Source organism: Algoriphagus sp. 10J20-15, assembly GCF_055809615.1.
Genome location: NZ_JBVVUG010000044.1, coordinates 1 through 26,926, shown reverse-complemented (window position 1 = coordinate 26,926; position 26,926 = coordinate 1). Strand labels below are relative to the sequence as shown.

Here is a 26,926-nt window from a genome sequence, read left to right as displayed (position 1 = left end):
CACCAAAAATGACTCCTTTTATTTTTTGGTAGGTCCCATTACTTTGTTCTCACAAACCAATTGGAATATTGATGAGAAAAACTACTACTTTATTAACCGCATTTCTCTTGACACTAAGTGTGGCAGGTTTTGCGCAGAAAAAGAGCAAAAAAAACACAAAAGATGAGCAAGTAGCTCAAAGTCAGCCCGCCAAACCCACTAAAAAAAGTCCATTTAAAAAGTATAGTGAAATCGTAACGGATGAAGCTATTTCAGATGACGGCTTGTTTATAATTCACAAAGTGGGAGAAAAAAGCTATTACGAAGTCCCATTTGATCTTTTCGAAAAGGACATGCTTTTAGTAAGTCGTATTTCAAAAATCGCTGACGGTTTAGGCGGTGGTTATACTACTGCGGGCTCAAAGTCAAATGAGCAAGTAATTCATTGGTCTAGAATTCAGAATAGCATCCTACTTCGATCCATTTCTTTTGATAATGTAGCTGCTGATTCACTTCCCATCAAGCTTTCTGTAGATGCAAATAATTACAATCCGATTTTAGCCTCATTCAAAATTGAAGGTTTTAATTCTGATTCTACAGCAGCTTTAATAGAAGTAACTGACCTATTCCTTTCAGATATCCCTGCATTAAGTGGATTATCTTCCTCCATGAGAAGAGAGTATCAAGTAAGGAATCTTGATAAAGAAAGAAGTTTCATAACTCGAATGGCTAGCTATCCGGAGAATATTGAAGTAAGACATGATATGACTTACAACGCTACTTCTCCTCCTTCAAACTCAAGTTCTGGTACAATTTCCATGGAAATGAGCCAGTCCATGTATTTACTTCCAGAAAAACCTATGCAAGCTAGACTTTATGATCAGCGTGTAGGATGGTTTACAGTTCGTCAAATTGATTATGGCTCCGAAGCATTGAAGTCCGATCAAAAAACTTACATCAGGAGATGGAGATTGGAACCAAAAGACCCTGAGGCATATGCAAGAGGCGAATTGGTAGAGCCTGTGAAACCAATTGTCTACTACCTAGATCCTGCAACTCCCACGAAATGGAGGAAATATTTCCGTCAAGGAATTGAAGATTGGCAGGTAGCCTTCGAAGCTGCTGGGTTTAAAAATGCGATCATCGCCAAGGATGCTCCCACTAAAGAAGAAGATCCGGATTGGAGTGCTGAAGATGCTAGGTATTCTACCGTGCGCTATGTTGCGACAACCACGCGAAATGCAATGGGTCCAAGTGTATCTGATCCTCGCTCTGGTGAAATCATAGAAAGTGATATCGTATGGTTTCACAACCACCTCCGTTCTTACAGAAATCGCTACCTGTTAGAAACTGGTGCAGCAAATCCATCTGCGAGAACTTTGAATACCCCAGATGAAGAAATTGGTGAAATGATGAGAAGAGTAATTTCTCATGAAATTGGTCACGCTCTCGGGTTACCTCATAATATGAAAGCCTCCGCTGCTTACCCAACTGATTCTTTACGTTCGGCTTCATTTACACAAAAATGGGGTCTAGCGACTACCATAATGGATTACACACGCTATAACTATGTCGCACAACCGGGCGACGAAGGAGTTCGATGGGTACGAATGCTCGGACCATACGATAACTATGCGATCAACTGGGGTTATAGATACATACCTAATGCGGATTCTCCGGAAGCTGAAAAACCTATCCTGAATAGCTGGATAAGTGAAAAAGCTGGTGACCCTATGTACTTATTTGGACGCGGAAATTCTTTCGACCCAAGTGACCAAACAGAATCTGTAGGCGATGATCCTGTGAAAGCAAGTACCTATGGATTGGCAAATTTGAAAATTGTCGCTCCTAACTTGGCAAAATGGACAGCCACTTCCGGTGAAGGCTATGATGATCTAGAAGAGTTATACGGAGAGTTAATCGGTGTTTGGAACCGGTTTGCAAATCATGTAATAACCAACATTGGCGGGGTTTATCAGGAATTAAAAACCACAGATCAAAGTGGGTATGTGTACACACCTATAGCTAAATCTGAGCAAGTAAAGGCAATGAAGTTTTTGAATGAGCATGTATTTACGACCCCTGACTGGTTGCTTCAAAAAGAAATACTCAACAACATAGGAGCCAGTGGTGCTGTAGCAGGAATAGGAAGCATGCAATCAAGGTTGCTTAGTAGCGTACTGAGAATGGATAGATTGGAGCGTTTAATTGAGAATGAAGCATTGAATGGTCCTTCTGTCTACACAATGACTCAAATGCTGGCTGACTTGAGGAAAGGCATCTGGTCTGAGCTTTCTGGATCTCAGAATATTGATACTTTCCGCAGAAATCTTCAAAGAGCACATGTGGAGCGATTAGCTTCTTTGATGACTCAGGATGAGCGAAGCAGATCGGATGTCAGTGCTGCAGTTCGTGCAGAATTAAAGACTATCCAAACATCTGCTAGATCTGCAAGCACTAGATACAGTGCCGGCATAGTTCAAAATCACCTTCGTGATATTGATGCCCTGGTGGACTCAATACTTGATACTGAATAAGTTTACATGTAATTGCCCTTCTCAGTAAGGGCAATTACATATTTTTTGTTATCTCTATCTAGTAGGATTGCTGCCAGTTTGGTAAAAGAGTCAAGGACACTGACCTCATTGGCATTTACCATAAAATTATATACGATTATCCGCTAGGATTCCGGTCATCTTACACTTTTGCTTATTAGGTTGAAAGACCGCCTGATAGCTATTGGGAGACTGAAGACCGAAGTGGCCTCAGTTATGAATTTAAACTTTAACCAGCATTCTTTGCCTCTTTACTGGTTGAAAATCGGATTTATATAAAAGTATATCAAGATTTTTTTGAATAATTCCATTTTAGCAAAAAGTTTTTAACTCCTTTACAATCAGCATATTAGAATAAACAGTAAATTTTCATATACCAAATACATTTTTATATGAAAAAGATTTTTAAAGTAGTAGCTTATTTGCTTGGAGTGGTTGTTGTTTTGATTGTTTGTGGAATTGCTTTTATCAATTTCACTTTCCCAAAAGTCAAGCCTGCACCGGAGCTAGCCATTAATCACAGTCCCGACCGAGTAGCTAGAGGAGCTTATCTTGCTAATCATGTGACGGTCTGTGTAGACTGTCATTCTACAAGGGACTTTTCCTTACTTTCTGGTCCAATCCAGCCTGGAACAATTGGATCAGGTGGAGACAGGTTCGATCAAAGTATGGGATTTCCAGGAGTATTCTATGCAAAAAATATTACTCCCTTCGGAATTTCTGATTACACAGATGGAGAGTTATACCGCCTCATCACCACAGGAGTGACTAATGAAGGCAGGGCGATGTTTCCCTTAATGCCATATCCTTTTTATGGCAAAATGGACCCTGAAGACATTTATGACATTATCGCTTATATCAGAAGTTTGGAGCCAATCGAAAATGAAATCCCAGACTCAAAGGCTGACTTCCCAGTAAATATCATTCTAAAAACAATTCCAAAAGACGCTGATCCTCAACCTAAGCCGGCAACGACTGACCAATTAGCCTATGGCAAATATCTAACAAATGCTGCGGCTTGCATGGAGTGTCATAGTCCTGTGGACGATCAAGGGACTATTCTTGCTGGAAAAGAATTCTCTGGAGGAAGGGAATTTGTTTTTCCCGATGGCTCAAAAGTCAGATCTGCTAATCTAACACAGGATCAACAAAGCGGTATTGGAAGCTGGTCTGAGGATATGTTTGTTGGTAAATTCAAGCAGGTACCTGGATTCTGGATATCATTTGCCTAAAGTTCAGCCGGGAGAATTCAATACGATCATGCCTTGGGTGATGTATGCCGGAATGAAAGAAGCAGATTTGAAAGCTATCTATGCCTACCTAAAAACATTAGACCCTATTTCGAATCAAGTCGTGAAGTTCTCACCTCCAAGCGGGTCTTCCGAATAATTACCTATTTCAAAATTATTGAAACCTACCTCCTTTCTTACCGTAAATGAGGTAGGTTTTTCTTTTTAGATTGAATTTCCGATCTTTGCACACAGTATGAAATTACTCATCTCATCATTAATGCTCCTATTTTTCCTGACTGGTCAGATCAATCTGACTTTGGCAGCGCATTATTGTGGCGATGAGCTGAAAAGTACAGAGGTTTCTATTGCACCCGAAAAGACAGATTGTTGCGGAGCCAACCTAGCCCAGGTACCCTGATTGCTGCACAGATGAATATGCATCATCAGATTCAGATGATTATTTTGGCAAAGCCCAATTCCAAGTTCATCTTTCTCCTGCTTTTATTTTGGCCTATGTGCTTACAATACCCGGCATTCAGGCGGAAGACACTCAAGTTTTCAACCCCAACTATCTTTTTCCAGATCTACCAGTTCCTGATCTGAATCTCCTTCATCAATCTTTCCTGATTTAAGATCTGCTTGACTTTTATTCGCCTTTGGCGAACTGTAATCTATTTACACACAAGTAATTCTTCATGAAGTCAGCATAACCTCTATAGGTTTTGCCAATTCTGTAGGATCACGAGATAACTTCAAATTCGTGAAATCAACAATTCTATTTATAACCTGTCTAGTTGCGCCAGCTCTTTTATTTGCTCAAAGTAAAATAGAAGGAAAAGTACAATCAGCAGCTAACGAGCCTCTCATTGGGGCTAGCATCAAGCTTCTTGACAAAGAACAAGGTTCTATAACTGATTTGGAAGGCAACTTCAAATTAGAAAATATAGTACCAGCTGACCGTTTGGTTGTCACCTATATTGGCTACGAACCAGATACATTAGCTCCTGTTTTCAACCAAATAATGCTCATCACTCTTCAAGAAAGCGGTGAATCGCTGGAAGGAGTGACTGTTCGAGCAAGATCCGAATCGGTGGTAGACGAAGCACCTTTTCTCAATATTCTGATTACAGAAAATGAGCTTCAGAAAGCAGCTTGCTGCAATCTCTCTGAGAGTTTTGAGACCAATGCTTCAGTAGATGTATCCTACGCAGATGCGGTGACCGGTACCAAAATGATCCAGATGATGGGCTTGGATGGCCGCTACGTCCTTATCAGCAGAGAAGGAATTCCGAATATCCGTGGTTTAAACTCCAGACTCGGATTGAATTTCGTACCTGGTACCTGGATTCAATCTATCGATGTGGGAAAAGGAGCAGGCTCAGTGATCAATGGCTACGAGTCGATGACTGGCCAGATTAATGTGGATCTTTTCAAGCCAGAATCCATGGATACTTGGTACCTCAATGGCTACCTGAATTCCTTTGGCAGAATGGAAATCAATGCAAATCATCAGATTCCCATTTCAGAGAAATGGAGCTCAGGTGTCATGTTTCATGCAAGTAATTTGAGCTCAGAAATCGACGGAAATGATGATGAATTTATGGATATCCCAAAAGCCAGGCAACTCAATTTCCTAAATCGGTACAAGTATGAAGGAGATAGACTGATGGCCCAGGTGGGCGTGAACCTATTTATGTCTGACAATGCCGGTGGACAAAAAGGTTTTGATTTCAATAGTGACCTTGCTACCAGTAGTATGTATGGCTATGAGATGGACACTAGAAAAGCTGAGATTTTTGGTAAACTAGGTATGATTTATCCTGAAAAACCTACTCAAAGTTGGGGTTTACAATACTCTCTTTCTTATCAGGACTTCAACGGAGGAGCAGGAAGAAGAATTTATGAAGGGATAGAAAAAACGGCCTACGCAAATTTCATTTATCAAAATGTCCTTGGTTCAAGCTTCCACCAGTATAAAACTGGGGCAAGTTTTCTATACGATGACTTTGAAGAAACCTTTGATTCCAACTCTCCAACTGGGCTAGATACGGCCATGTACAGAACAGAAAAAGTTCCTGGGCTTTTCTTCGAATATAATTACATCCCAAATGATCAAGTAACCATTGTAGCAGGATTAAGAACGGATTTTCATAATCTATTTGGTACTTATTTCACTCCTAGAGTTCACGCGAGATGGGAATTTATTCCAAACTGGACTCTGAGAGGCTCTGTAGGAAAAGGATACCGTACACCGAATGCTTTAATGGAAAACAGCTCGGTATGGATATCGGCAAGAGAATTGGTGTTCAATGCAGAATTGAAACCTGAAGAATCCTGAAATACAGGCGTAAGTGTAGCAGGTAGTTTTATGATCGATGATCGGCCACTGGGAATTGTTGCAGATTATTTTTACACAGACTTTATGAATCAACTGGTCTATGATCGAGATGTCAGTTCAGAACTACTTGTCATTAATAACCTGCATAGAGGTTCTTATGCCAATAGTTTCCAGATAGAAGCTAGCTATCCAATCACCGAAAGGCTCGAAGCAAAAGCTGCCTACAAGCATTATGAGATGATGATGACCACAAATGGAGTATTGCAGCAAATGCCACTTACTAGTCGTGACCGAGTATTTGCTAACTTATCTTATGCTACTTTGTATGACAAATGGAAAGCTGACATGACCGTGAACTGGAATGGTCCGATGCGTATTCCTAATACAAGTGAAAGCCCTGTGGAATTTCAGCAGCCAAATGAATCTCCTGATTTCTTTATGGTAAATGCTCAAATTAGCCGAGGGTTTCGCTGGGGTAGCATCTACCTAGGCGGAGAAAATATATTAAACTTCAAACAATCAAATCCAATTATAGATTCTGAAAATCCCTTTGGCTCAAATTTCGATGCATCCATGACTTGGGGGCCAATTGCAGGAAGAGTGATTTACACAGGAATCAGGTATAAAATCAACTAAGAAATATTAAACAGATGAAAAAATTAATCTTCACCTTCTTTATCGCTGCTTTTTCATTTGCGGCACAAGCGCAAGTAAAAACTATCGGCATCAAAACATCAGCTATATGCGAGATGTGTAAGGAAACGTTGGAAAAGGATTTAACCTTCGAAAAAGGAGTTAAGTCTGTGAACTTAGACTTGGAAACCAAGGTGCTGAACATTGCCTACCTGGAATTCGAAGACAGACCCAGACAAGCTTAGAAAACGCATAACCATGGTCGGGTACAATGCAGACTCACTGAAGCGTGACCCAAAAGCATACGCTAAGCTTGACGAATGCTGTAAAGACGGCGCTCATGATGACGACATCCCTCATAAAAAAGATCATTAAATAATAGAAAGCTTCTCAGAAATGGGAAGCTTTTTTTGTGGTTTTTAACCTCTCAAGTTCACGGAGGATCCTTGGAAGACTCAATAAGATATCACCCTTTCAGGGTTTTTGAAAAAATCTGTAACGGTTAACTATCTAAAATCACTTCAACTCTTCGAGGTTGTTTATAAAACAACAATTTATTCTTAGACAAACTAAATACTCAAACCAGCACCAACTCAAACGGCCTAAACGCATCCAAAAGTGGATCAGAAGGATCAAGCTCTGTAACTAAAGTATGTACTGCACTCATATCACATGTCTTGTATTTTTGCACGGAATGTAGCTTATCGGAAACCGTCAAAATCACTGTCTTTTTTGCCGCTCTGATCATCGCTTGCTTCACTTGAATCACTTCCCAGTCAAATTCTGTCAACCCAAACTTAGCATCCAAATAGCCTGTACCCAGGATACACAGATCAACGCGAAGTTGAGAAAGCGCATTTACGACAGTCCCTCCCACTGCGAATTTGGCATCGTGCAAAAGTTTACCACCAAGAAATATCACCTCTACATTTTCATGATCGAGCAAAGCCATTGCTACGTGCAAACTTGGCGTAAATACAGTTAAGTCCAGCTTTTTAGGAATAAGCTTAGCAACTTCCATATTAGTCGTTCCTCCACTCATGAGGATCACTTGCCCATCAGAGAGTAATGAGATAGTCTTTTCTGCAATGGATATTTTCTTAGACTTCAAATAGATATTCCCATCGTCTTTGGTGAACGTCATAAACCCAAAGGAAGTCGCCCCACCATGGACTTTCTTTAGCTTTTTCTCATTGTCTAACTCCTTCACATCCCGCCTTACGGTATCTATTGATACATTCAAAGATTCTGATAAGTCATTGAGTAAAACTCTATGATGAAGATGGACTTGATCCAAAATATACTTCTGTCGTTCTTCTTTGAGCATGGAATAATAGCGTTTAGTTTGGGAAAGTAAGAAAAACAGCAAAAACTTGCAAAATTATTCATGGGTTGAAAAATCCGGCAAAAAATTGCGCTCATTCCTTGCCTATCCTCCAAATTTCTGGGTAGTTTAGCTGTGAAAAGCAATATTACCCCATCTTGAATTCGCGCACAAAATCCTATACAAAACCATGAATATCAATTCATTAAATACGATTTTCATTCTAACCGCAATCTGTATTCTTTCACTTTTTCAGATTTCCTGCAGCCCAAAACCCACCTTCCGAATTATAGAAAAACCAATCACATGGAATCAAGATCGGGAAGAACTTTCATTGAAATACCTCAAAGATCGTCATGGGCTAGATCAAGAAACTGCTTCCATTGACCCCAAAATGGTGGTAGTTCACTGGACTGCTATTGATAATATCGAAGTGACATTTGATGTATTTGATGCCCCAACATTAGCCGGAAGAGCAGATCTGACTGGCGCGAGTAACTTAAATGTTTCCAGTCAGTTTCTCATTGATCGCGACGGCACGATTTTTAGGCTATTGCCGGACACTACATTTGCCAGGCACACAATTGGTCTGAATTACCTTGCGATTGGTGTAGAAAATATTGGAGGTGATAATATGCCACTGACTAAAAAGCAGCTGAAAGCCAACGAAGACTTGATCAGATATCTGGAAAGAAAATATGCCATTGAATACGTCATTGGACATCATGAATACCAAAACTTCCAGTCTACAGATCTTTGGAAAGAAGCCGATCCAGACTATCGCACGGTAAAAAGCGATCCAGGAAGAAAGCTTTATGAAGAAACTCCGAAAAAATCTGGAAGATTTAAATTTGAAACCTGTACCAACGCTCTGATTACCCATTTATGAAATCGAGCAAAGCTCAAGCGTCACAATGTGGAATGCATCTAAATCCTGTGAGATTCCATGTGCCCACCGAAAAAAATTATTATCACATGAAATTCCTTTCTAGGCATCTCTTTCTCATTTTGGCATTTGGCCTCCTATTTTCTGCCTGTAAAACACAAAAACCTGCTTCGTCTGGAACAAGACCCACAGGCACCATAGGCAATTCACCGAACACTCCAACAAGTGGGGCGAGTCTCCCTGAAAAGCCCCTAACTATGGCCCCAGTTGCTTTGCAGCCACTTACTTATCAAATGCAGGAAATGCCGCGGGAATTTCGTGGAGTGTGGATCGCGACCGTGGCAAATATCGATTGGCCTATTTCTCCGGATGATGCCTATACCAAGCAAAAGCAGGATTTCATCAACCTATTGGACTATTACAAAAACCTGAATTTTAACGCAGTAATCGTTCAAGTTAGAACTGCCGGCGATGCTTTTTACCCAAGTAATCTAGCTCCTTGGTCTAAATACCTGACAGGAAAACAAGGAAAAGCCCCTAACACTTCGGAAAACCCATTGACTTGGATGATTCAGGAAGCTCACGCAAGAGGACTGGAATTCCATGCATGGCTCAATCCTTACCGGGCCACAATGAATCTAAACACGGCAGACCTTAGCCCAGACCACGATTATAATTTGCACCGTGACTGGATGCTGAAATACGACACTAAGTATTATTACAATCCTGGTTTGCCTGAGGTGAAGGCTCATTTATTAGCAGTGATTAAGGAAATTGTAGACAACTATGACATCGATGCCATTCACTTTGATGACTATTTCTATCCCTATAAAGTTGCTAAGTTGGATTTCCCGGATAAAGTCACCTATGACAAATACAAAAAGCCTGGCCAATCACAGGATGATTGGAGACGAGACAACGTCAACCAATTGATTTTGGCACTGAACCAAACCATCAAGCAAAGTAAACCTTGGGTGCAGTTTGGCATTTCCCCATTTGGTGTTTGGAGAAATCAAGACAAAGATCCCAAAGGTTCACCAACCCGTGCTGGGCAAACCAATTATGATGATCTCTATGCAGATGTCTTACTTTGGATGAAAAATGGCTGGGTAGATTACATGATTCCTCAACTCTATTGGAGCATGGATCATAAGCTGGCTTCACACAGAATCCTAAATGACTGGTGGGCGAAAAACCATTATAACACCAATATTTACATAGGAAATGGCCCATACAAAATCCGTGATGATTCCGACGCTGCGTGGGACAACCCTCGTGAGATAAACAATCAAATTTCATACACTCGTACGCTTCCAACTATTCAGGGAAATGCTTTTTTCTCGGCAAAGTCTATGAAAATCAAAAATCAGGATGTTGCTCAATTGCTGAAAAGTGAATTGTACAATGAACCTACTTTACCCCCTTCATTTCAGCCAAAAAGCCCCGCAATCATAGATACACCGGTTGTGTTTAGTGTGGAAGCCAATTCAGAAATGACAACTATTCGCATGGCAAATCCACTTGACCCTGCAATTCGCTATGCATTGATCCAAGGTGCAAACGATCTAAATCAGCTAGCTGACTCTGAAATTCACCCTGTCTGGGTAGGTGGAATGCGAGCTAGAACTCTGGAAGTGAAAAGTTTGAACACGGAATACCTGGCCATCCGGTGGATAGACCATTACGGAAGAATCGTCCAAACTCAAGTTTACCAAATCCCCTAAATCACTACTTATGCAAGACATGCTTGTCCGATTGATCGGTTTGCCGGATGTTTCTCTTGAAGAAGCACGCCTATTTAAAAAGGAGAATGTTGTCTTTCGCAGAGCCATTCCACCTGAGAAACATCTTGTGAGCTATTGGGTATTGGAGCATTTTGGAGAATATTGGAAATCCGAAGTAGAAGTAGCATTCAGCAGGCAGCCTGTCGCATGCTGGCTTTCGCAAAGAGGAAATGAAATCCTGGGATTTGCCTGCTATGAGAGCACGGCAAAAAACTTTTTTGGACCAACTGGCACACTGGAATCTGAGCGAGGAAAAGGAATTGGTAAAATTCTCCTCATAAAATCACTGGAATCCATGAGAGAAATAGGCTATGCATATGCTATCATTGGGGGTGTCGGACCGGCAGAATTTTACGAAAAGACAGTTAACGCGAAAATAATAGATGGATCTGAAGTAAGTATTTACGAAAATCTGATCCGAAAATCATGAGCAAATCCACTCAAAGAACTCCATGGGTCTGGATTCCTTCACTTTACATGACTGAAGGAATTCCGTATATCGTCATCATCGTCGTATCGGTAATTATGTACAAAAAGCTCGGTGTCTCCAATTCTGATATCGGATTGTACACCAGTTTACTTTACTTGCCATGGGTGATCAAACCTATCTGGAGCCCGATTGTAGATCTTATTGGCACCAAAAGGAAATGGTTTCTAAGCATGCAACTAGTTCTTGCCTTAGTATTTTTGGGAGTTGGTCTGACTACTGCTGGCAGCAATTTCTTTTTTATGACACTGGCATTTTTCTGGATGGGAGCTTTTGCTTCTGCCACGAATGACATTGCCTCAGACGGAATGTATCTCATCGCTCTAAAACCTGAGCAGCAGTCTTTCTTTGTGGGTTTACGAGGAACATTCTATCGCATTGGAATGATTACAGGGCAAGGTCTGATAGTCATGGTTGCCGGATATTTGGAAACTTCTTTGGGAGATAATACTAAGGCATGGTCCTTTACTATGATCATCGTGGCAGTTTTGATGATTATTCTAACCGCGATCAATTATTTCTCTACTCCAAAAGTAGAAGAAGAATCCAAAGAGAAAACTACTCAGGAAGCTAGCTTTGGAAAAGTATTTACCACCTTTTTCACCAAGAAAAACATAGGACTCTCGCTGGCTTTTGTCCTTCTCTATAGACTCGGAGAGTCTCAGTTGGTGAAAATGGCTTCTCCGTTTTTACTAGATGTCAAAGAAAAAGGAGGATTGGCCTTAAGCACTTCTGCAGTGGGATTTATGTACGGAACTATCGGAGTGATCGCTTTGCTACTTGGGGGAATTCTTGGCGGAATAGCCATTTCCAGAGATGGGTTGGGCAAGTGGATGATCCCGATGGCCCTTTCACTTAACCTTCCAAATCTACTCTACATAGCCTTGGCATATTTTCAACCTGAGAATATATTCTTTGCTGGAACGGTCGTGGTCGTTGAGCAATTTGGTTATGGTTTTGGGTTCGCTGCCTATATGATATTTCTGATTTATTTAGCCGAAGGCCTCTTCAAAACTTCCCATTATGCATTAGCGACCGGCTTTATGGCAATGGGAATGATGTTTCCAGGAATGCTTTCCGGCTACATTCAAGAATGGCTGGGCTACACTGGATTCTTTGTCTGGGTGGGAATTGCGATGATCCCAGCGCTAGCCATCGCTGCAAGTGTGAAGTATCCAAAGGAGTTTGGGAAGAAACTAGAGTGATTTCGGAATTCGGATTTACGATTTACGAGACTCATAGGCACTTCAGTCAAAACCTCTATTTCTAACTCTTCGACTTAGCTCAGAGTGACTTCAAGAAGAGTAACCTGGCTACTAAGAATAATTTTGCAATCTTTCAATTTTCAAATCTTTCAATGAATTTCCACCAAAAAATCGCCCAATGCTTCTCTCCTGCTGCATTTATTCATGACACAGAGGAAAATTACCAAGCAATTGAAAAACTGATTCTTGATCAGGAAATCGGTGGATTGACATTTTTCCATAGCAGATATTCGGCTGCTGCAAATTTCGAAAAGCGGGCGGAAGTATTGGATGTCAGTGGCACTTTGGAGAAAATGATTGGGCTGATCAATCGCTATCAAGCCATATCAAAAACACCTTTACTAATCAGCATTGACGGAGAATATGGTCTGGCAATGCGAATAGAGAAAACTCCTCAATATCCTTTTGCGATTACTCTTGGAGCTATCACCAAAAATGCACCAGAACTACTAGAAGAGGTTGGTTATAGAATTGGTCTGGACATGAAAAAGGCTGGAATTCACCTAAACTTAGCTCCTTGCTCCGATGTAAATACCAATCCAAACAATCCGGTGATTGGCTACAGATCCTTTGGCACAGATCCCCAAAAAGTAGCTGAGCTATCACTAGCAATGTATCAAGGAATGAAAAAGGCTGGAATTGGAGCTTGTCTGAAACATTTCCCAGGACATGGAGATACGCAAACGGATTCTCATTTAGGCCTTCCAGTCATTTTGAAGACAAAGGAAGAACTGGAAAAAGAAGAACTAATACCTTTTCAACATGGAATAGATCAAGGTGTAGAAATGATCATGGTTGGGCATCTGGCGGCGCCGGCATTGTCTGGAGGAAAGGAAATCGCCGCAAGTATCTCTCGTGAGGTCATTACTGATTTACTAAAAGTCGAGATGGGATTTGATGGAATCGTCATCTCTGACGCGCTTAATATGAAAGCAGTTGCTGACTTGTTTCCAGAGCCTGGCCAACTCGAATGGGAAGCCTTCCACGCTGGCAATGACATATTATGTTTTTCGGATCATGTGAAAGAAGGAATTGAGCAGATTTCTAAAAATGCCTCTGAGGAAGAAATTGAAGAAGTATTTAAGAAAATATGGATGCTTAAAAAGCAGTTGGGAGTGTTTGATTTTAAGTCTTTAGATCTTCCTAAGTTCGATTGGGAAAGTCATTCAGCATTACAATCCCAGCTTGCAAAAGAATACGTTTCTCTTGTATCTGGGGAAATTGATTCTGAAGAACTGAGGAAATTGGCAAGTGAAGGAAAACTTGCTCTTCAGAGTTTCTACGAAAAAGAGGAATCAGTTTTCTCAAAAAAGCTTAATCAAAAATTTGCTTCAGATTTAATTAAAATTTCGCTTGAAAAAGCTAAAAAAGTAATCATTTCTCTTTTTGTCCCCTCCCACAAACCACTGAATCAGTTTGGAGTGGAGGAAGAGATTTTGGCTGAAATCAAAAACCTAGCTCAAACCAAGTCATGCATTTTGGTTCATTTTGGAAATCCTTTGGCGCTAAAACATCTTGGAAATCTTACTAATTTTGAAGCTGTGATTTGTGGCTATCAGAGTTTTGAGGAAGCTCAAGAGGTTGCTAGTAAATTTTTCTGAAAGGTTTTTTAAACCGCAAAGTGCACTGAGCTATTGCGGAGATTCGCAGGGGTACTTATATCCAAGATTATTCAAGACTCTTTGCTTTCAAACTGGTATCCTGCTTTAGGGGAAGCAGGACAACTATAATGCCTCTGTGGTATAAACAAAAAAAGCCGGCTCCCTTTCGGAAAACCGGCTCTAAAGAAATCATCACGCATTTGTCGCTGGGTTAATCAGCTCCATCTACATTCTGACTTCTTATACTTAAATATTTTCGATATCTATTTCAGTCTTCACCAAAACGGCATCTTCTCGTTGATCTTTCGTCTTGCCTAAGGTTTTATCAGCAAAATCCTTCAAAGAGTTATTCTCTCCATTGTCATTCTGATTTTCAAACATAGACATGGAATCATTTAGCAGTTCTAACTGAAAATCAATAAAAGCTTCATCAAACTCTTCTCCTGATAACATTTCCAATTCATCAAATTTAGCCTGCATAGCACTGGAAATTTCTGATGAAATTTCTACATCCGTATCCGCAAGAAGTCCTTCTAGCTCTGTTATACTTTCTGTATTTTCAGTAGTTAGCATAGTACCATATTCTAGCACAGAGTCGTCTTCTCCATTATCGAGCGCCAATTGACCAAAATCGATTTGGGCATTTAGGTACTGAGAAGAAGACATAGCGAAGTTTCTGTCCTGCTGGTTATAGGTATTCAGAATCGGATCATCCTCATCATCTTCGCATGATGTCATTCCGACTAGACAAAATGCGGAAAGCATAACAGCACCGGTAATTCTTGCTTTTCGGCTAAAGGTGTTCGTTGCGGGTTGGTTTACATTACTTGTTCTCATAAGAAAATTAGTTGGTTTAGTGTTCTCCCAGTATTCTTACAAGTACCATTCCTAAGGCTTAACAGCCATTTAAGAGCCATTTGCCGCATTTACCTTGTGTAATGCTTACTCAGTCTGTTGAAAGTTTTACGCTTTTAGGTATAAAAATCTATTATTGTTCTACGAGTTCCCATATTTCATAAGGATAATAATCCAGCTCCTCTTTTTGATTGACCACCTTCACTAGAACCCGGTTATTTGGCAAAGTCATTTCAATAAGTCCTGAAGGTATAGTCAACTCTCCAGGTAGCTGTTCTCCATTTTTAAAAAGTATTACTCTTTGAAACTCCGGATCGTTCATCCAAAATATCTTCCCCTCACTTTTCCTCAGTTCATTCGCTGCTTCTGAAATCTCCTTTACATAGATAAGTCCTAATAACTCGGAGTCAAATTTTAGAATTTTTTGGTTTCTAGAAAAAAGCGGTGATTTATTTGAAAGACCCAAATTTGCCTCTTTAAGCGGAATATCATCCAAAGCCTTAAAAAACTCATGTTTGACCGGGATTCTTTGAATCACATTCCAATTAATGGGATTGTAAACAGTGATTTCATCATCTATGGAAGTAGTGAAATACAAATTGCTATTCTTCGAATCAATTATAAATATTGGATTAATACTCACAGGAAACACCTCGTCTTCGATCCCTTCAAATACTTTTCTGCTAGATAGTGGGATTACGGATTGGATTGTTTGACTACCAGCATTATAGTATTCAATCATGTCCATCTTCTTCGGGACATCATTAAACCCCCTATTATTTAAGTTAGTCCCATTTACTATAAATGAAACATCATTCCCTCTTGTCAAAGGAACAAACTTAGACCTTGGCCCAGAATAAACAACTATAGTTGTTTTAGGCTCAAATCTCACTTTACTTAACCTATTGAATTGGGTATCATATTTCACAAGTTCGAGTGAAGTCTGAACAAAGACATTTCCATCAGGAGAAAATCCCATGGCCAATGCAGATGATAGATAATCTTCCGGCCCCTCTCCATCCCTTTTTTGACTATTTAGTATTTTCCCATTACCATCAAAAACAGCCAACTCTACACCCTCAGATCTTTTATCAATAAAGCCTAAATAAATATCTCGCTTGGGATCATAATCCCTTATTCCAACTTCAGCAAGGCTCTCTACACGGATTTCTTTAACTTTTTTGAACGTGTATTCCTGAGCAGAAAGAGTGGATGATAAAAAAGTGGCACAAAAGAAAAGCGAAGTTTTAATAAGAAAGATTTTCATGGGTTTATGTGATTGAAAATCAATCTAATAAAATAGTTCTAAAAAACAGGGCGTAAACTCAAACTTATTTCTCAACTCCAAATCTATACACGATCTCATGCACGTACTTCTTGCCTGGAGCTAAGTTGGCCGACGGAAAGCTTGGCTTATTAGGACTATCTGGCCATGATTCTGGCTCCAGACAAAGTGCCCAATGTGGCTGGTATGTCTTGCCGTCAGCTCCAGCAAAGTTCCTTACATGATTAGCGGTGTAAAGTTGTACTCCTGGAGCAGTTGAATAGACGGACATCACCCGCCCGCTTTCGGGATGCTTGACAATCGCTATCTTCTTGAGTTCAGAAGAATTTTCTCTCTTCGTCACATAATTATGATCGAAACCTTCACCCAAAGCATCCAACTGAGTTCCTAGATTTTTCGGAGTTTGAAAATCAAAAGGAGTTCCGGCAACTGGTTTTATTTCCCCGGTAGGAATTTGTCCTGGACCAGTTGGTGTAATTGCATCAGCAAAAATCTGCAACTCGTGGTCGCGAACATCTCCGGTGATTCCATTCAGATTGAAATAGGAATGATTGGTCAAATTCACGACAGTTTTCTTATCGGTAGTTGATTCAAAAAGTAGCCTCAATTCATTATTGCTCGTGAGTTCCATCCAAAGTGTGGTTGTTAGATTCCCAGGAAAGCCTTCTTCCCCATCGACACTTTTATAGACCATTTTCACTCCTACAGCACCTTGCTTTTTGTAGATCTCCGGCTTCCATACTTTAACTCCAAAGCCTTTTGCTCCACCATGAAGTGTGTTCTCTCCATTATTTTTGGTGATTTGGAAAGTCTCACCATCCAAAGTGAAAGAAGCGCCCCCAATTCTATTTGCGTATCTACCAACTGCCGCACCTAAATAGGGACCATTCTTGGTGAAATAATCTGGAACATCCTCAAGAGCCAGGACAATATTCTCAAGCTTTCCTTCTTTATCAGGAGTAACTATTCTAGTAATTATCCCACCGAAATTGGTCACTTCGACCTGCATAGTACCATTTTCAAGTAGGTAGCGAAAAACATCTTTTCCTTCCCATATGTCCACTTTTTCGCCTTTTATAGTTAGGCTAACTTCTTCTTGTATCACAGTCATCTTGGTTTGAGCTATGCCGGCTGAGCTTGAAATAATAAAAAGTATAAATACTAATTTGAATTTGAGGTTCATAGGTGTTTGGATTGGAAAATTGGAAAATTTCGGATTGAGGTACTATTAGATCTCGTAGTTCGTAATCCAAAAATGCTCATCACCTTTTGTGATTTTCCTCAATTTTATTCAGTTGCTCTTTAATCTCATCTCTATCATAAACCTTCCCCTTCATTACGACCATAAAGGGGTTTTTCAGGGTGGCTAGGTCTTCCAATGGATTTCCCTGTACCAATACAAAATCAGCTGATGCTCCAGCTTTAATCACACCCCACTCTTCTTCTTCTCCAAAATATCTTGCAGGATTCACTGAACCCGATTTTAGTATTTCAGTATTGGACATACCTGCTTTGGACATTAACTCTATCTCATGATGTATGGAAAACCAAGGAACATTAAGAAAAGTATTTTTTTCATAAAACTGTGAATCAAATAGATATCTCAATTTCGCTTTTATCCAGCCCCAAAACAATCCATTAGGAAAATAGTAAACTTATCGGGTTGGGTCAATTCCCTCGCACGTACTATTCATCCTTAGGTAGAACTTCCAAATACTTAAAAGCCTCCGAAAGCATTTCTTCTACACTTTGAGCAATATTCAGTTTCAATCCATAATCAGGCTCCTCCCATGTGGCAACTTGTGAATCCAGCATAGTGGCTTTCATGTAATGATTTTTGCGGGCAAGCATACGCTCCCAGATCAAATCACGCTCACCTTTGAGGTGGATCCAACGCACATCATCCTGAACTTTCAGCATCTGGCGGTAACTTTCTTTTAATGCCGAACAAGCTAAAACTGCACCGCCAGTCTTCTCATGGGCGACCAAAATGTCAGCGAGAGCTTGTAGCCAAGGCATTCTATCTTCATCGTTCAATGGAAAGCCCAGACTCATTTTCTCGATATTTTCTTTTGGGTGAAAATTATCAGCATCAAAAAATGGTAATTCAAACTTATCGGCGATCCCTGACCCTATAGTCGTTTTCCCTGTTCCTGAGACTCCAGTGACGATAATTAGCATAAATGAAAGATAAGGAAATAATGAAATAATTTTAAGTTTCGCTGCCTCCGAGCTCATGATGGAGGATAAAATCAAGCATTTGAGATATTTAGATATTCACTGTAAAGAAAACTGTAAGTAAAAGAAAGTTCAAGGTCATGTCTCCAAAAATAAAACTTTTATAAAATTTTTGTAAAAGATCGTTTTATTAAAAAACATTTTTTAGATTTGTTTAGATAAGGGAGCCGAGGAAAAAACATTCAGGTGACAAGTTTAAATTTAGAGATTCTTAAGAACTGAATTTAGCGAACTATCTGAAAGACACGATCCACTCGGCACTTTACTACTTGAATATAAAAATAGTCTTTATAAATAAACCTGTTCAAACAGTATGCTTAGTAAGTATCCACTTTCAGATGTAGAAAAAAGTTTTCTTCAGGAATCTGGTGTAGAGAAAATCAGCACCCTTATTCCCTACCTTCAAGTTGATAATTTCCCTAAACTTGGCTTGCTAACTGCTTGTCGATTTTTGGAATGGGCAGCAGCAAATCCAGAAGGAGTTATCAGTTTACCAACTGGGAAGACACCGGAATTTTTTATTAAATGGACACAGTTTCTACTGGAAAACTGGGACAATAAAAAAGGAAAAGATATAAGAGAAAAGTACGGATTAGGGAACACCAAAAAGCCCGTATTGAAAGATCTTACATTTGTTCAGATTGATGAGTTTTACCCTATCTCTGCCAAGCAAAACAATAGCTTTTTCGATTACGTCAACAAGTTTTATATCCAAGGATTCGGACTTTCTAAGGAAAAAGCCATTCTAATCAACTCTGATGAGATTCCTTTGGCAAATGGCCTTCACTTCAGCGCTGTTTTCCCAGATCTGAAAGTTGACCTTTCGTTGAGATTCAGAGATCCAAAGAATGATCTTGAGAAATTGCAGCAGGAATCAATCTACATGATTGATCAATGGTGTGGTGAGTACGAGCAAAAAATTAGAGATGCAGGCGGAATAGGTTTCTTCCTAGGAGGCATCGGCCCTGATGGGCACATTGCATTTAATACGAGAGGATCACATTTATTCTCGGTTACTCGTTTAACAGAAACTAATTTTGAAACACAAGCTGTAGCTGCAGGCGACCTTGGCGGAATTGAAATTTCTTCTAATAGACTTGTGATTACCATTGGATTAGATACAATTGTATACAATCCAGATGCTGTAGCAATTATCATAGCTGCTGGTGAGGCAAAGGCAGGAATCGTTAAAGATTCTCTTGAAACTCCAATGAATAATGTTTTCCCTGGAACTGTTCTTCAGAAGCTTAAAAATGGCCGATTCTATGTTACCAAGGGAGCGGGCGTAAAACTCACTGACTCAATAGATGCTTATTACCAGAAAGGTGAGTGGACATGGGAAAAGACAGAAAGATCCGTAATTGACCTTTGTAAGAAGCTTGGCAAGTATGGCCATAGAATAAAATTAACAGATCTAAAGGCTGACAAATACACCAAACTAATCCCTGATCTATCTGAGGAAACTGTAAGTCAGGTAATGAAGAGTATCGAGAACAAGCTTTCTAAAGGACTGGAACAAGAAAGTAACGAAGTGCTTCTCCATACTGGCCCGCACCATGATGATATTTCACTAGGGATTTTACCGCACATTACCAATCAGCTCCATGAGCCAAGTAACGAAGCACACTTCTCCGTATTGACATCAGGCTTTACTGCAGTTACCAATACATTTGTAATCGAAACGCTACAATCCACCAAAAAACTTCTTGATAATGGCCAGATTCAGATGGTTAATTTTGAAGATTTCTTTGAAGTCGGATATAGCTTAAAAACTGACAAGGATGTTTACCACTACTTAACAAATGTAGCTTCAGAAAAAGCAGATCAACGTTTGAGAGGACTTTGTCACAGAGTAGTAAGAGCGTTGGTGATAGTTTATGAAATTAAGAATAAGACACAGCTACGCGAGACAATCAACGATGTAATCAGCATTCTGAAAAATAGCTATGACGGGGAGAAAAACTCCGCTAAAGTGCAAAAGCTAAAAGGGATGATACGAGAGTTTGAAGAGGAGCTTGTCTGGGCGCACTTTGGAGTACAGGTGAAAAATGTACACCACTTGAGACTTGGTTTTTATACAGGAGATATTTTCACTGAACAGCCAGATAAAGATCGCGACGTAGAACCGATCGTGGAAATGTTTAGAAAAGTTAATCCTACAAAGATTAGTTTAACGCTTGATCCAGAAGGATCAGGTCCTGACACTCACTATAAGGTACTTCAGGCAACTGCGGCTGCTGTGAAAAAGTGGGGCGAAGAGAAGGACATCAGCGACTTAAGAATCATTGGCTATAGAAACGTATGGTTCAAATTTGAACCACACGAAGCTAACGTGATTGTCCCTGTTTCACTTGGTGATATGTCTGTAATGGAGGATTCATTTGCCAATTGCTACCTTAGCCAAGTAAATGCTTCTTTCCCTAGCTACTCACATAATGGTAAATTCAGTACCGTTGCTAAGCGTATCTGGGTAGATCAATTAGACGCAATTCAACTCCTTTTAGGTAAGAATTACTTCTATCAGCACGAACGTGCACAAGTAAGAGCTAGCCATGGATTAATTTTCTTCCGAGATATGAATGTGGAAGAATTCTTGGCTACTGCGAGAGAATTAGAAAAATCAATTGAAGGAATGCTTTAATTGTGAATACAGCAAAAGCTGTGGTTGTTTTGCAAGTATTACATTCACAGCTTTTGTATTAAACCTATCAACCTTATTATTTGTAGCGAATGGAAAAAGCCATTTTAGGATTAGATATTGGAGGCACCGGAATCAAAGGTGGTGTGCTAATTAACGGACATCTAGAAGACATCCGTTCCATTGCTACACCTGCTAGAGAAAATAAAGAATTCATTCTTGAAACCATCGCAGAATTCATTGAAACCTATTTGGAATATGACTTAATAGGTATCGGTATTGGAATTCCTGGATTAGTAGATGTGCGTGAAGGTATCGTTTTAGGGCTCTCAAATATCCCTGCATTTCAGCATGTAGAATTAAAGAAGTTTCTAACAAATCGTTTTGGAAAGCCCGTTTTTATTAACAATGATGCAAATTGCTTTGCTTCGGGAGTACATAAATTTGGCGTAGGCCAAAGGTTTAACCATTTAGTAGGACTTACCCTAGGTACAGGTATTGGCGGAGGCATTGTCATCAATGGACACCTATACAGTGGAGTAAATTCTGCTGCTGGTGAATGGTGTAGCTCGACTTATTTAGATAAAGATTTCGAGCATTATTGCAGTGGAAAATTCTTTGAAAGATTTTACAATAAAAAGCCAAAGGCCTTAGCAAAATTGGCTCTAGCTGGAGATCCAGTCGCTTTAAAAGCTTTTGATGAATATGGTCACCATTTAGGAGAACTCATCAAGCATATCTTATATGCATTAGCTCCAGAAGCGGTCATATTGGGGGGTTCTATTAGAAAAACCTATCCACTGTTTAAGAAATCCCTCTTTAAATCCATTTCAACCTTCAACTACCCTACAGTGATCGAAAGATTTGAGATTTTACTATCTGAAATGGATGAGACTGCTATTCACGGTGCAGTAGCTTTGGTCGAATTAGAAAATGAAAACGAGGTAGTAAATAATTAGATATAAATTGGTTTATAGTTGTAGAAAGGTGGCTTTTTAACAAAAGCCACTTTTTTTGTGCATTGTTGCCTCTTAACCGCACTAGTCACAGGGGTAACACCAAGAGCACAACTTATGGATTTTAAACCTTTATAAACTTTGGGATCAGTCGGAATATCTGGGGAGCAGGTTTATTCACGCATAGATATTAGATAGTCTGAACAGGAAGAATTCAATGTTAGTGACACCTCTGAACTGAGCCCTGAATGCTTTTATTTTTGCATTGAATGATTCTGCTGATGCATTTGTACTCCTGTTTTCAAAGAAATTCAGAATGGAAGTGTAGTGATTCTGTATGGTTCTGGACACGGTATTGAATGATTTGAAGCCTGCTTCTTCCACTTCATTGTACCAATGAGCCAGCTTGGTGAAGGCGACACCTTTTAGCTTGCTTGTTTGATAGATCCTTGCCAGAGATCTCGATAGTTTGTAGGCTTTTTCCAGATCAGGGTAGCGCCGGAAGAGAATCTCGGCCCTGTGTGCCTGCGATATTGTCCATTTATCTTCTCCTTTGAAAAGCAGGTATCTGCTTCTGGCTAACAGTTGTTTTTCGGTATCACCATTTTCGAGCTTGTGTGGAATAAATGTTTTTTTACACTCTCTACTGAGCTCCATTTCCTTGTTCTCCTGTTCAATAGCGTCCCATCTGTGGGCGATTCTCATTTCCTGAACTGCGTCATAGACCAGTTTCTGGACATGAAACCGGTCAGTGACCAATTGGGCTTTGGGAAAACTACGGCGTACGATCTTTTCCATACTGGCGGCCATATCTAGTGTTACTTCCTCTACCTTTTTCCGTTTATTCTCGGGTAGTTGCCTGAGAACAGCATTCACTGTTTCACTTTCAGTCCCTTTTATCATGGCAACCAGAGCTCCCTTCTTACCTTTTGCTGCTTTATTGGTCAGGACAGTATACAGTTCTCCTTGAGAGAGGGCTGTTTCATCAATGCTGAGATGTGTTCCCAGATTTTCAGGAAAAATAATCCAGTCTTTAGCATGTGGGCGTTGTTGCCAGTCCAGGAAGTTGCTCAGATGGAAAACGTATTGATGCTCAAGGATTTTTCCGTTTACCTGGAAGTTATCCGCTAGGCTTTTGCAACTTACCGGCGATGAATCCAGTCGTTCCTTTTTAAAAAAAAGCGCGAATTCCTCTGTCATCCGCGTACCATTTGCCACCAAGCTCCAATCTCTACTCACATTCTTTCCTGTCTCTTCATTGAGCCACTTCCTCCTCTTAATATTCAGAAAACAGGCTTTACCGCGCAACGGGAAATCCTGAATACTTACCTCATCATAAAAACCCTTTGAGGTGAGTTTTGACCCCTGAAGATGCTCGGGATGAATATTGAGCTCTTCCAAATAAATGTGGTAAGCATTGTCTTTGAGTCCCGCTGAAGTAACCTTGAAAAATTCAAGCAGGCCCTGAGGCAAAAGCAAGCTGAGGTAGTCCTTTTCTTCCAATTCTTTTTTTAGCAAAGAAAATGGATTGTGTCAATTCCCCCAACTTTTAGGACTGATCCAAACTTTGCTACCCTGAAGTTAAGAACATACCAAAAACTAGCTTTTCAACTGCCTTGACCATTGAACTTGATCATTACATTGAACGTTTCTTTAGCCTATTTTAAATTCTTGGATTTCAGATTTAAGGCTTTCAAAGTGTTTTTTCAAACTTTCAAAGTCGCCTGCTTCCACCAATTTTTTATCCATCAGTGCTCCCCCCATTCCTACTCCGAAAGCTCCCGCCGCAAACCATGATTTGATATTTGACTTAGAGACTCCCCCTGTAGGTAAAAGTTTGACCTGATCAAGCGGCCCAAGAACATCTTTTATAAACTCCACTCCAAGCTTAGTCGCAGGAAAAACCTTAACTGCAGAAGCTCCCAACGACCATGCTTTGTAAATTTCTGTTGGGGAAAATGCCCCTGGGAATATCGGTATATTCTCATCTGCAGCATGTTGAATGACAGTTTCATCTAGGATAGGCGTGACAATAAACTGTGCTCCTGCATCAATAGCTTCTCTTAGATCTGCTAGATTACAAACCGTACCTGCGCCGATATTTAATGATGGAAAGTCATTTCTCAAGGTAGAAATAATGGAAGCTGCGCCAGCTGTGTTCATCGTGACTTCAAGGGTAGTCAGTCCTGCATCTTCATATGCTTTAGCAATTTTCAGAACCACTTCAAGAGACTGTCCTCTTATGATCCCTACAATTGGCGCGGCTTTAAACCGTTTCCAAAAGAGTGAAGTTGAAGTTTCCATTTTAATTTGATTGGGTTATTTATCGATAGCATATTAAAAACACAAGGTAATGCCTGCTTTCTAAACTTCAAGTAATATCGAAGCAGATCAGCCCGGAGTAAAAAAACTCCCCAGCAACAACTTCGACTTTACTACACGAAAAACCCCGATCCTTTATAAGAATCGGGGTTTACTTGATTTTCCTTATCAACCGTGGTTTGTGTCGTCACAAACCACAGATTCTCTATTTCGAAAGTGGCTTTTCCCGTTGCATCTCTACCATATCCACAGGAGGTGGAGTATTATCGCCTAGCAGGTGCTGCACAAAGTAGTCTCCCATTTTCCAGAAGAAATACTCCGTCATATCTCCGTAGCCATGTCTCTGATCCGGCAAAACAACCAACTCAAACCGCTTCCCAGCTTTGATCAAGGCATTTGCCATTCTAGTGGTATTCGCGGGATGCACGTTATTATCAGTACTTCCATGAGAAAGCATCAAGTGACCTTTTAGGTTCTTAGCCAAGTCAGGATTTTTGTCAATCTGATAAATGAATGTGGTGTCACCCTTGGCATTGATCTGCTCTTTTACCCCGTGATGCTTCTCAGACCACCAGCGGTTGTAAACGCTATTGTCATGATTTCCTGCTGAGGAAACCGCTACTTTGAAGAAATCCGGATAAACCAACATCGCAGCTGTGGACATAAATCCTCCACCTGAATGCCCGTGAATTCCAACCTTAGATCTATCGATGAAATCGTATCGATCTGCTAATTGCTCTACCGCAGCTTTTTTATCCGCCAAACCATAATCTCTCAAATCTCCATAACCATAATTATGGTACCACTTGGAGCAGACCATCGGGTGACCTCCTCTATTTCCTAGCGTAATCACTACAAAACCAAACTGAGCCAATCGATCTGTTCTATCTAGTCTTGCAGAAAATGCTTTGTCCACTGCCTCAGTTTGAGGACCAGGATAGACATACTCGATGATTGGATACTTACGGGTAGAGTCAAAATCAAATGGCTTGTACATCACTCCATATAGATCTGTGATTCCATCATCTGCTTTGAAAGTGAAAGGCTCAGGGAATTGATAGCCTGCGGCAAAAAGATTGGATAAATCAACTGTCTCCAAATTCATCACATTATTACCAGCCTTATCTTTCAAAACTGCAACCGGAGTAGTGTTCACTCTGGAATAATTATCTACAAAAAAAGTAGCTGCATCATTGATTTCACTGGAATGGTTGAAATCACCTGCAGTTCAGCAATGTAATTGCACCTCCATCCAGGCTCACACTATACAAATGCTCGTAGTATGGATCCTCGCCTTTCTCACGACCATTCGCCACAAAGTACAACTTTCTACCTTTCTCATCCACTCTCGCTACCCTGTCTGTATGAAATGCTCCCGAAGTCAATTGACGCTTAAAGGTCCCATCTTTTCCATAAAGGTAAAAGTGTCCCCAGCCATCACGCTCAGACCACCAGATGATTTCATTTCCTACAATCTCAGGTTTCAAAAAGTCGATGTACGAATTGCTCCGCTCTTCGATCACCACTTCCTTTTGATTGGTCGCAAGATTCCATCTGCAGATATCCACTTTTTTCAGATCTCTGGAAGTCACAGAATAATAAAACTCATCCAAATCACCAAGCCATGTAACTGGGCGGAAATCATCGTCTCTGGAGCTCTCTAGGGAATTGGAATTATAAACGCTTAATGATTGATCTTTAAATGTGCCAACAGAAAGAGATGACAGCTCTTCAGTGTCAAAAGAATAATGCAGCAAATAGGTAATCGGCTGTTCCTTTTCGCCAGGCATAGCATACTTGTAAGTCTCAAGCGTTGGTCGTGGATTCTTGGTGCTGTGAATCACCCAAAGGTCTTTCACCTTTCGCTGATCAGTTCTAGTCATCACAAATTGCTTGGAATCAGCACTCCAATAGGCACCTGCCCGCTTTCTCTTATCTTTATTCTTTTCTGTCTCTTCGTTGTCCTCTCCTCTTCCGCTTGAGCCATATTCGAAGTTCTCCTCTCCGTCTTCAGTCAATTGATGCTCCACAATGGTGCTGTCTTTCTCATCTTTCACCGCTTTCAGGAAGTTCTCCTTATCCATCCAGTAGAGATTATTTTGCTTCGCAAAAAGAACCTTGGAAGAATCAGGAGCGATGTTTGCCCAGTGACATCCGCTCTGGATCTTTTGGAGAATCCGTAATTTCAGTCAACTGCTGATTACCTATGTTGTAATGAAAGACAAAAGTCTTTTTTTCCATGGAGTCTTTGGCGCTTTTGTTCTTTTCTTTGATCTCCGCCCAGTCCTTTTTCAGTACTTCTTCCGTGCCTTTCACTTTGAATTTGATGGTATTCTCATCTTCGAGAAACTTTAAATCATCCAGTTTCAAATGCTGACCATCTACCGGATCTTTGGTGATTTTCATAATCTCCATAGCCAGTTTATCGGTATCAAAAAGTTGACTCTTAGTTTTTCTCACCGGATCTACGATGTACCAGTTTTTGCCATTGCTGGTCTCGAATTCATACCAAAACCGGTCTGACTTCTTCAACCAATGCGGGTCAACT

General features: G+C 40.3%; 22 protein-coding genes and 2 pseudogenes. 13 read left to right on the top strand and 11 right to left on the bottom strand.

All coding sequences use genetic code 11. The features are described from left to right. The first annotated feature begins 71 nt into the window (after positions 1-71). From AC0L6R_RS18475 to AC0L6R_RS18450, 6 genes and pseudogenes are all read left to right on the top strand, one after another. Positions 72-2,516, top strand: coding sequence for a zinc-dependent metalloprotease (locus AC0L6R_RS18475; protein ID WP_473272536.1), 2,445 nt, complete (start codon positions 72-74; stop codon positions 2,514-2,516). A gap of 410 nt (positions 2,517-2,926) precedes the next feature. Continuing rightward, positions 2,927-3,766, top strand: coding sequence for a c-type cytochrome (locus AC0L6R_RS18470; RefSeq protein WP_473272535.1), 840 nt, complete (start codon positions 2,927-2,929; stop codon positions 3,764-3,766). Then, positions 3,759-3,923 carry a hypothetical protein gene (locus tag AC0L6R_RS18465; protein ID WP_473272534.1) on the top strand — a complete coding sequence of 55 codons (165 nt, stop codon included), beginning with the start codon at positions 3,759-3,761 and terminating at the stop codon, positions 3,921-3,923. The genes AC0L6R_RS18470 and AC0L6R_RS18465 overlap by 8 nt, the downstream gene beginning before the upstream one ends. A 96-nt stretch (positions 3,924-4,019) precedes the next feature. Continuing rightward, positions 4,020-4,184, top strand: a complete 165-nt coding sequence (locus AC0L6R_RS18460) for an HYC_CC_PP family protein (RefSeq protein ID WP_473272533.1) — start codon at positions 4,020-4,022, stop codon at positions 4,182-4,184. A 342-nt stretch (positions 4,185-4,526) separates the two neighbouring features. Beyond that, a pseudogene (locus AC0L6R_RS18455) lies at positions 4,527-6,740 on the top strand (TonB-dependent receptor plug domain-containing protein). Between the two features lie 14 nt (positions 6,741-6,754). Further along, complete coding sequence (locus tag AC0L6R_RS18450) at positions 6,755-6,982, top strand: hypothetical protein (RefSeq protein WP_473272531.1); 228 nt, start codon at positions 6,755-6,757, stop codon at positions 6,980-6,982. Positions 6,983-7,314: 332 nt separating this feature from the next. Here the strand turns inward: AC0L6R_RS18450 and AC0L6R_RS18445 are convergent, their stop codons facing one another. Next, positions 7,315-8,064, bottom strand: coding sequence for a DeoR/GlpR family DNA-binding transcription regulator (locus AC0L6R_RS18445; protein WP_283412780.1), 750 nt, complete (start codon positions 8,062-8,064; stop codon positions 7,315-7,317). Positions 8,065-8,251: 187 nt separating this feature from the next. Between AC0L6R_RS18445 and AC0L6R_RS18440 the strand changes: the two genes are divergently transcribed. From AC0L6R_RS18440 to AC0L6R_RS18420, 5 genes are all read left to right on the top strand, one after another. Continuing rightward, on the top strand, positions 8,252-8,950 hold the full coding sequence (locus tag AC0L6R_RS18440) for a peptidoglycan recognition protein family protein (protein ID WP_473272530.1): 699 nt from the start codon (positions 8,252-8,254) through the stop codon (positions 8,948-8,950). A gap of 86 nt (positions 8,951-9,036) precedes the next feature. Continuing rightward, a complete protein-coding gene (locus tag AC0L6R_RS18435) occupies positions 9,037-10,671 on the top strand; it encodes a glycoside hydrolase family 10-like protein (RefSeq protein WP_473272529.1) in 1,635 nt (544 codons plus the stop codon). Between the two features lie 10 nt (positions 10,672-10,681). Further along, complete coding sequence (locus tag AC0L6R_RS18430; protein ID WP_473272528.1) at positions 10,682-11,161, top strand: GNAT family N-acetyltransferase; 480 nt, start codon at positions 10,682-10,684, stop codon at positions 11,159-11,161. After that, on the top strand, positions 11,158-12,423 hold the full coding sequence (locus AC0L6R_RS18425) for an MFS transporter (RefSeq protein ID WP_283412784.1): 1,266 nt from the start codon (positions 11,158-11,160) through the stop codon (positions 12,421-12,423). Before AC0L6R_RS18430 ends, AC0L6R_RS18425 begins: the two co-directional genes overlap by 4 nt. Positions 12,424-12,575: 152 nt before the next feature. After that, the gene (locus tag AC0L6R_RS18420) at positions 12,576-14,084 is read left to right on the top strand and encodes a glycoside hydrolase family 3 protein (protein WP_473272526.1); all 1,509 of its coding nucleotides are present in this window, start codon (positions 12,576-12,578) and stop codon (positions 14,082-14,084) included. A 246-nt stretch (positions 14,085-14,330) separates the two neighbouring features. On the opposite strand, the gene AC0L6R_RS18415 is transcribed toward AC0L6R_RS18420, so the two are convergent. The 5 genes from AC0L6R_RS18415 to AC0L6R_RS18395 all read right to left on the bottom strand — a co-directional run bounded on the left by AC0L6R_RS18415 (position 14,331) and on the right by AC0L6R_RS18395 (position 18,462). Then, positions 14,331-14,921: a DUF4142 domain-containing protein gene (locus AC0L6R_RS18415; RefSeq protein WP_473272524.1), complete on the bottom strand. Its 591-nt coding sequence runs from the start codon at positions 14,919-14,921 to the stop codon at positions 14,331-14,333. Positions 14,922-15,072: 151 nt separating this feature from the next. Continuing rightward, positions 15,073-16,206 (bottom strand): YncE family protein, encoded by a 1,134-nt coding sequence (locus AC0L6R_RS18410; RefSeq protein ID WP_473272522.1) that lies wholly within the window; start codon positions 16,204-16,206, stop codon positions 15,073-15,075. 64 nt (positions 16,207-16,270) lie between these two features. Then, complete coding sequence (locus tag AC0L6R_RS18405; RefSeq protein WP_473272521.1) at positions 16,271-17,407, bottom strand: aldose epimerase family protein; 1,137 nt, start codon at positions 17,405-17,407, stop codon at positions 16,271-16,273. 79 nt (positions 17,408-17,486) lie between these two features. Beyond that, positions 17,487-17,831: an amidohydrolase family protein gene (locus AC0L6R_RS18400; protein WP_473272518.1), complete on the bottom strand. Its 345-nt coding sequence runs from the start codon at positions 17,829-17,831 to the stop codon at positions 17,487-17,489. Between the two features lie 79 nt (positions 17,832-17,910). Then, positions 17,911-18,462 (bottom strand): gluconokinase, encoded by a 552-nt coding sequence (locus AC0L6R_RS18395; protein WP_283412790.1) that lies wholly within the window; start codon positions 18,460-18,462, stop codon positions 17,911-17,913. A 313-nt stretch (positions 18,463-18,775) separates the two neighbouring features. On the opposite strand from AC0L6R_RS18395, the gene AC0L6R_RS18390 reads away from it, so the two are divergent. Further along, entirely contained in the window at positions 18,776-21,103 is a 2,328-nt protein-coding gene (locus AC0L6R_RS18390) for a glucosamine-6-phosphate isomerase (protein WP_283412791.1), read from the top strand. An 89-nt stretch (positions 21,104-21,192) separates the two neighbouring features. Continuing rightward, positions 21,193-22,059 carry an ROK family protein gene (locus AC0L6R_RS18385; RefSeq protein WP_283412792.1) on the top strand — a complete coding sequence of 289 codons (867 nt, stop codon included), beginning with the start codon at positions 21,193-21,195 and terminating at the stop codon, positions 22,057-22,059. A gap of 174 nt (positions 22,060-22,233) precedes the next feature. Here AC0L6R_RS18385 and AC0L6R_RS18380 read toward each other — a convergent pair whose 3' ends face one another. From AC0L6R_RS18380 to AC0L6R_RS18360, 5 genes and pseudogenes are all read right to left on the bottom strand, one after another. Beyond that, positions 22,234-23,574, bottom strand: a complete 1,341-nt coding sequence (locus AC0L6R_RS18380) for an ISAon1 family transposase (RefSeq protein ID WP_473272517.1) — start codon at positions 23,572-23,574, stop codon at positions 22,234-22,236. A 135-nt stretch (positions 23,575-23,709) separates the two neighbouring features. Continuing rightward, positions 23,710-24,360: a bifunctional 4-hydroxy-2-oxoglutarate aldolase/2-dehydro-3-deoxy-phosphogluconate aldolase gene (locus AC0L6R_RS18375; RefSeq protein ID WP_283412793.1), complete on the bottom strand. Its 651-nt coding sequence runs from the start codon at positions 24,358-24,360 to the stop codon at positions 23,710-23,712. A 223-nt stretch (positions 24,361-24,583) separates the two neighbouring features. Beyond that, positions 24,584-25,534 (bottom strand): alpha/beta hydrolase family protein, encoded by a 951-nt coding sequence (locus AC0L6R_RS18370; RefSeq protein ID WP_473272515.1) that lies wholly within the window; start codon positions 25,532-25,534, stop codon positions 24,584-24,586. A 61-nt stretch (positions 25,535-25,595) separates the two neighbouring features. Then, positions 25,596-26,516 carry a DPP IV N-terminal domain-containing protein gene (locus tag AC0L6R_RS18365; protein ID WP_473272760.1) on the bottom strand — a complete coding sequence of 307 codons (921 nt, stop codon included), beginning with the start codon at positions 26,514-26,516 and terminating at the stop codon, positions 25,596-25,598. Next, positions 26,506-26,926: pseudogene (locus tag AC0L6R_RS18360) on the bottom strand (S9 family peptidase); the annotation flags it as partial. The pseudogene AC0L6R_RS18360 and the gene AC0L6R_RS18365, both read right to left, overlap by 11 nt.

Excerpts from the sequence above, each read along its gene's own strand:
- AC0L6R_RS18445 (WP_283412780.1), bottom strand. The coding sequence starts at position 8,064 with ATGCTCAAAGAAGAACGACAGAAGTATATTTTGGATCAAGTCCATCTT.
- AC0L6R_RS18425 (WP_283412784.1), top strand. The coding sequence starts at position 11,158 with ATGAGCAAATCCACTCAAAGAACTCCATGGGTCTGGATTCCTTCACTT.
- AC0L6R_RS18450 (WP_473272531.1), top strand. The coding sequence starts at position 6,755 with ATGAAAAAATTAATCTTCACCTTCTTTATCGCTGCTTTTTCATTTGCG.
- AC0L6R_RS18405 (WP_473272521.1), bottom strand. The coding sequence starts at position 17,407 with ATGAACCTCAAATTCAAATTAGTATTTATACTTTTTATTATTTCAAGC.
- AC0L6R_RS18410 (WP_473272522.1), bottom strand. The coding sequence starts at position 16,206 with ATGAAAATCTTTCTTATTAAAACTTCGCTTTTCTTTTGTGCCACTTTT.
- AC0L6R_RS18390 (WP_283412791.1), top strand. The coding sequence starts at position 18,776 with ATGCTTAGTAAGTATCCACTTTCAGATGTAGAAAAAAGTTTTCTTCAG.
- AC0L6R_RS18475 (WP_473272536.1), top strand. The coding sequence starts at position 72 with ATGAGAAAAACTACTACTTTATTAACCGCATTTCTCTTGACACTAAGT.
- AC0L6R_RS18430 (WP_473272528.1), top strand. The coding sequence starts at position 10,682 with ATGCAAGACATGCTTGTCCGATTGATCGGTTTGCCGGATGTTTCTCTT.
- AC0L6R_RS18395 (WP_283412790.1), bottom strand. The coding sequence starts at position 18,462 with ATGAGCTCGGAGGCAGCGAAACTTAAAATTATTTCATTATTTCCTTAT.
- AC0L6R_RS18470 (WP_473272535.1), top strand. The coding sequence starts at position 2,927 with ATGAAAAAGATTTTTAAAGTAGTAGCTTATTTGCTTGGAGTGGTTGTT.
- AC0L6R_RS18440 (WP_473272530.1), top strand. The coding sequence starts at position 8,252 with ATGAATATCAATTCATTAAATACGATTTTCATTCTAACCGCAATCTGT.
- AC0L6R_RS18435 (WP_473272529.1), top strand. The coding sequence starts at position 9,037 with ATGAAATTCCTTTCTAGGCATCTCTTTCTCATTTTGGCATTTGGCCTC.
- AC0L6R_RS18420 (WP_473272526.1), top strand. The coding sequence starts at position 12,576 with ATGAATTTCCACCAAAAAATCGCCCAATGCTTCTCTCCTGCTGCATTT.
- AC0L6R_RS18415 (WP_473272524.1), bottom strand. The coding sequence starts at position 14,921 with ATGAGAACAAGTAATGTAAACCAACCCGCAACGAACACCTTTAGCCGA.
- AC0L6R_RS18460 (WP_473272533.1), top strand. The coding sequence starts at position 4,020 with ATGAAATTACTCATCTCATCATTAATGCTCCTATTTTTCCTGACTGGT.
- AC0L6R_RS18375 (WP_283412793.1), bottom strand. The coding sequence starts at position 24,360 with ATGGAAACTTCAACTTCACTCTTTTGGAAACGGTTTAAAGCCGCGCCA.
- AC0L6R_RS18385 (WP_283412792.1), top strand. The coding sequence starts at position 21,193 with ATGGAAAAAGCCATTTTAGGATTAGATATTGGAGGCACCGGAATCAAA.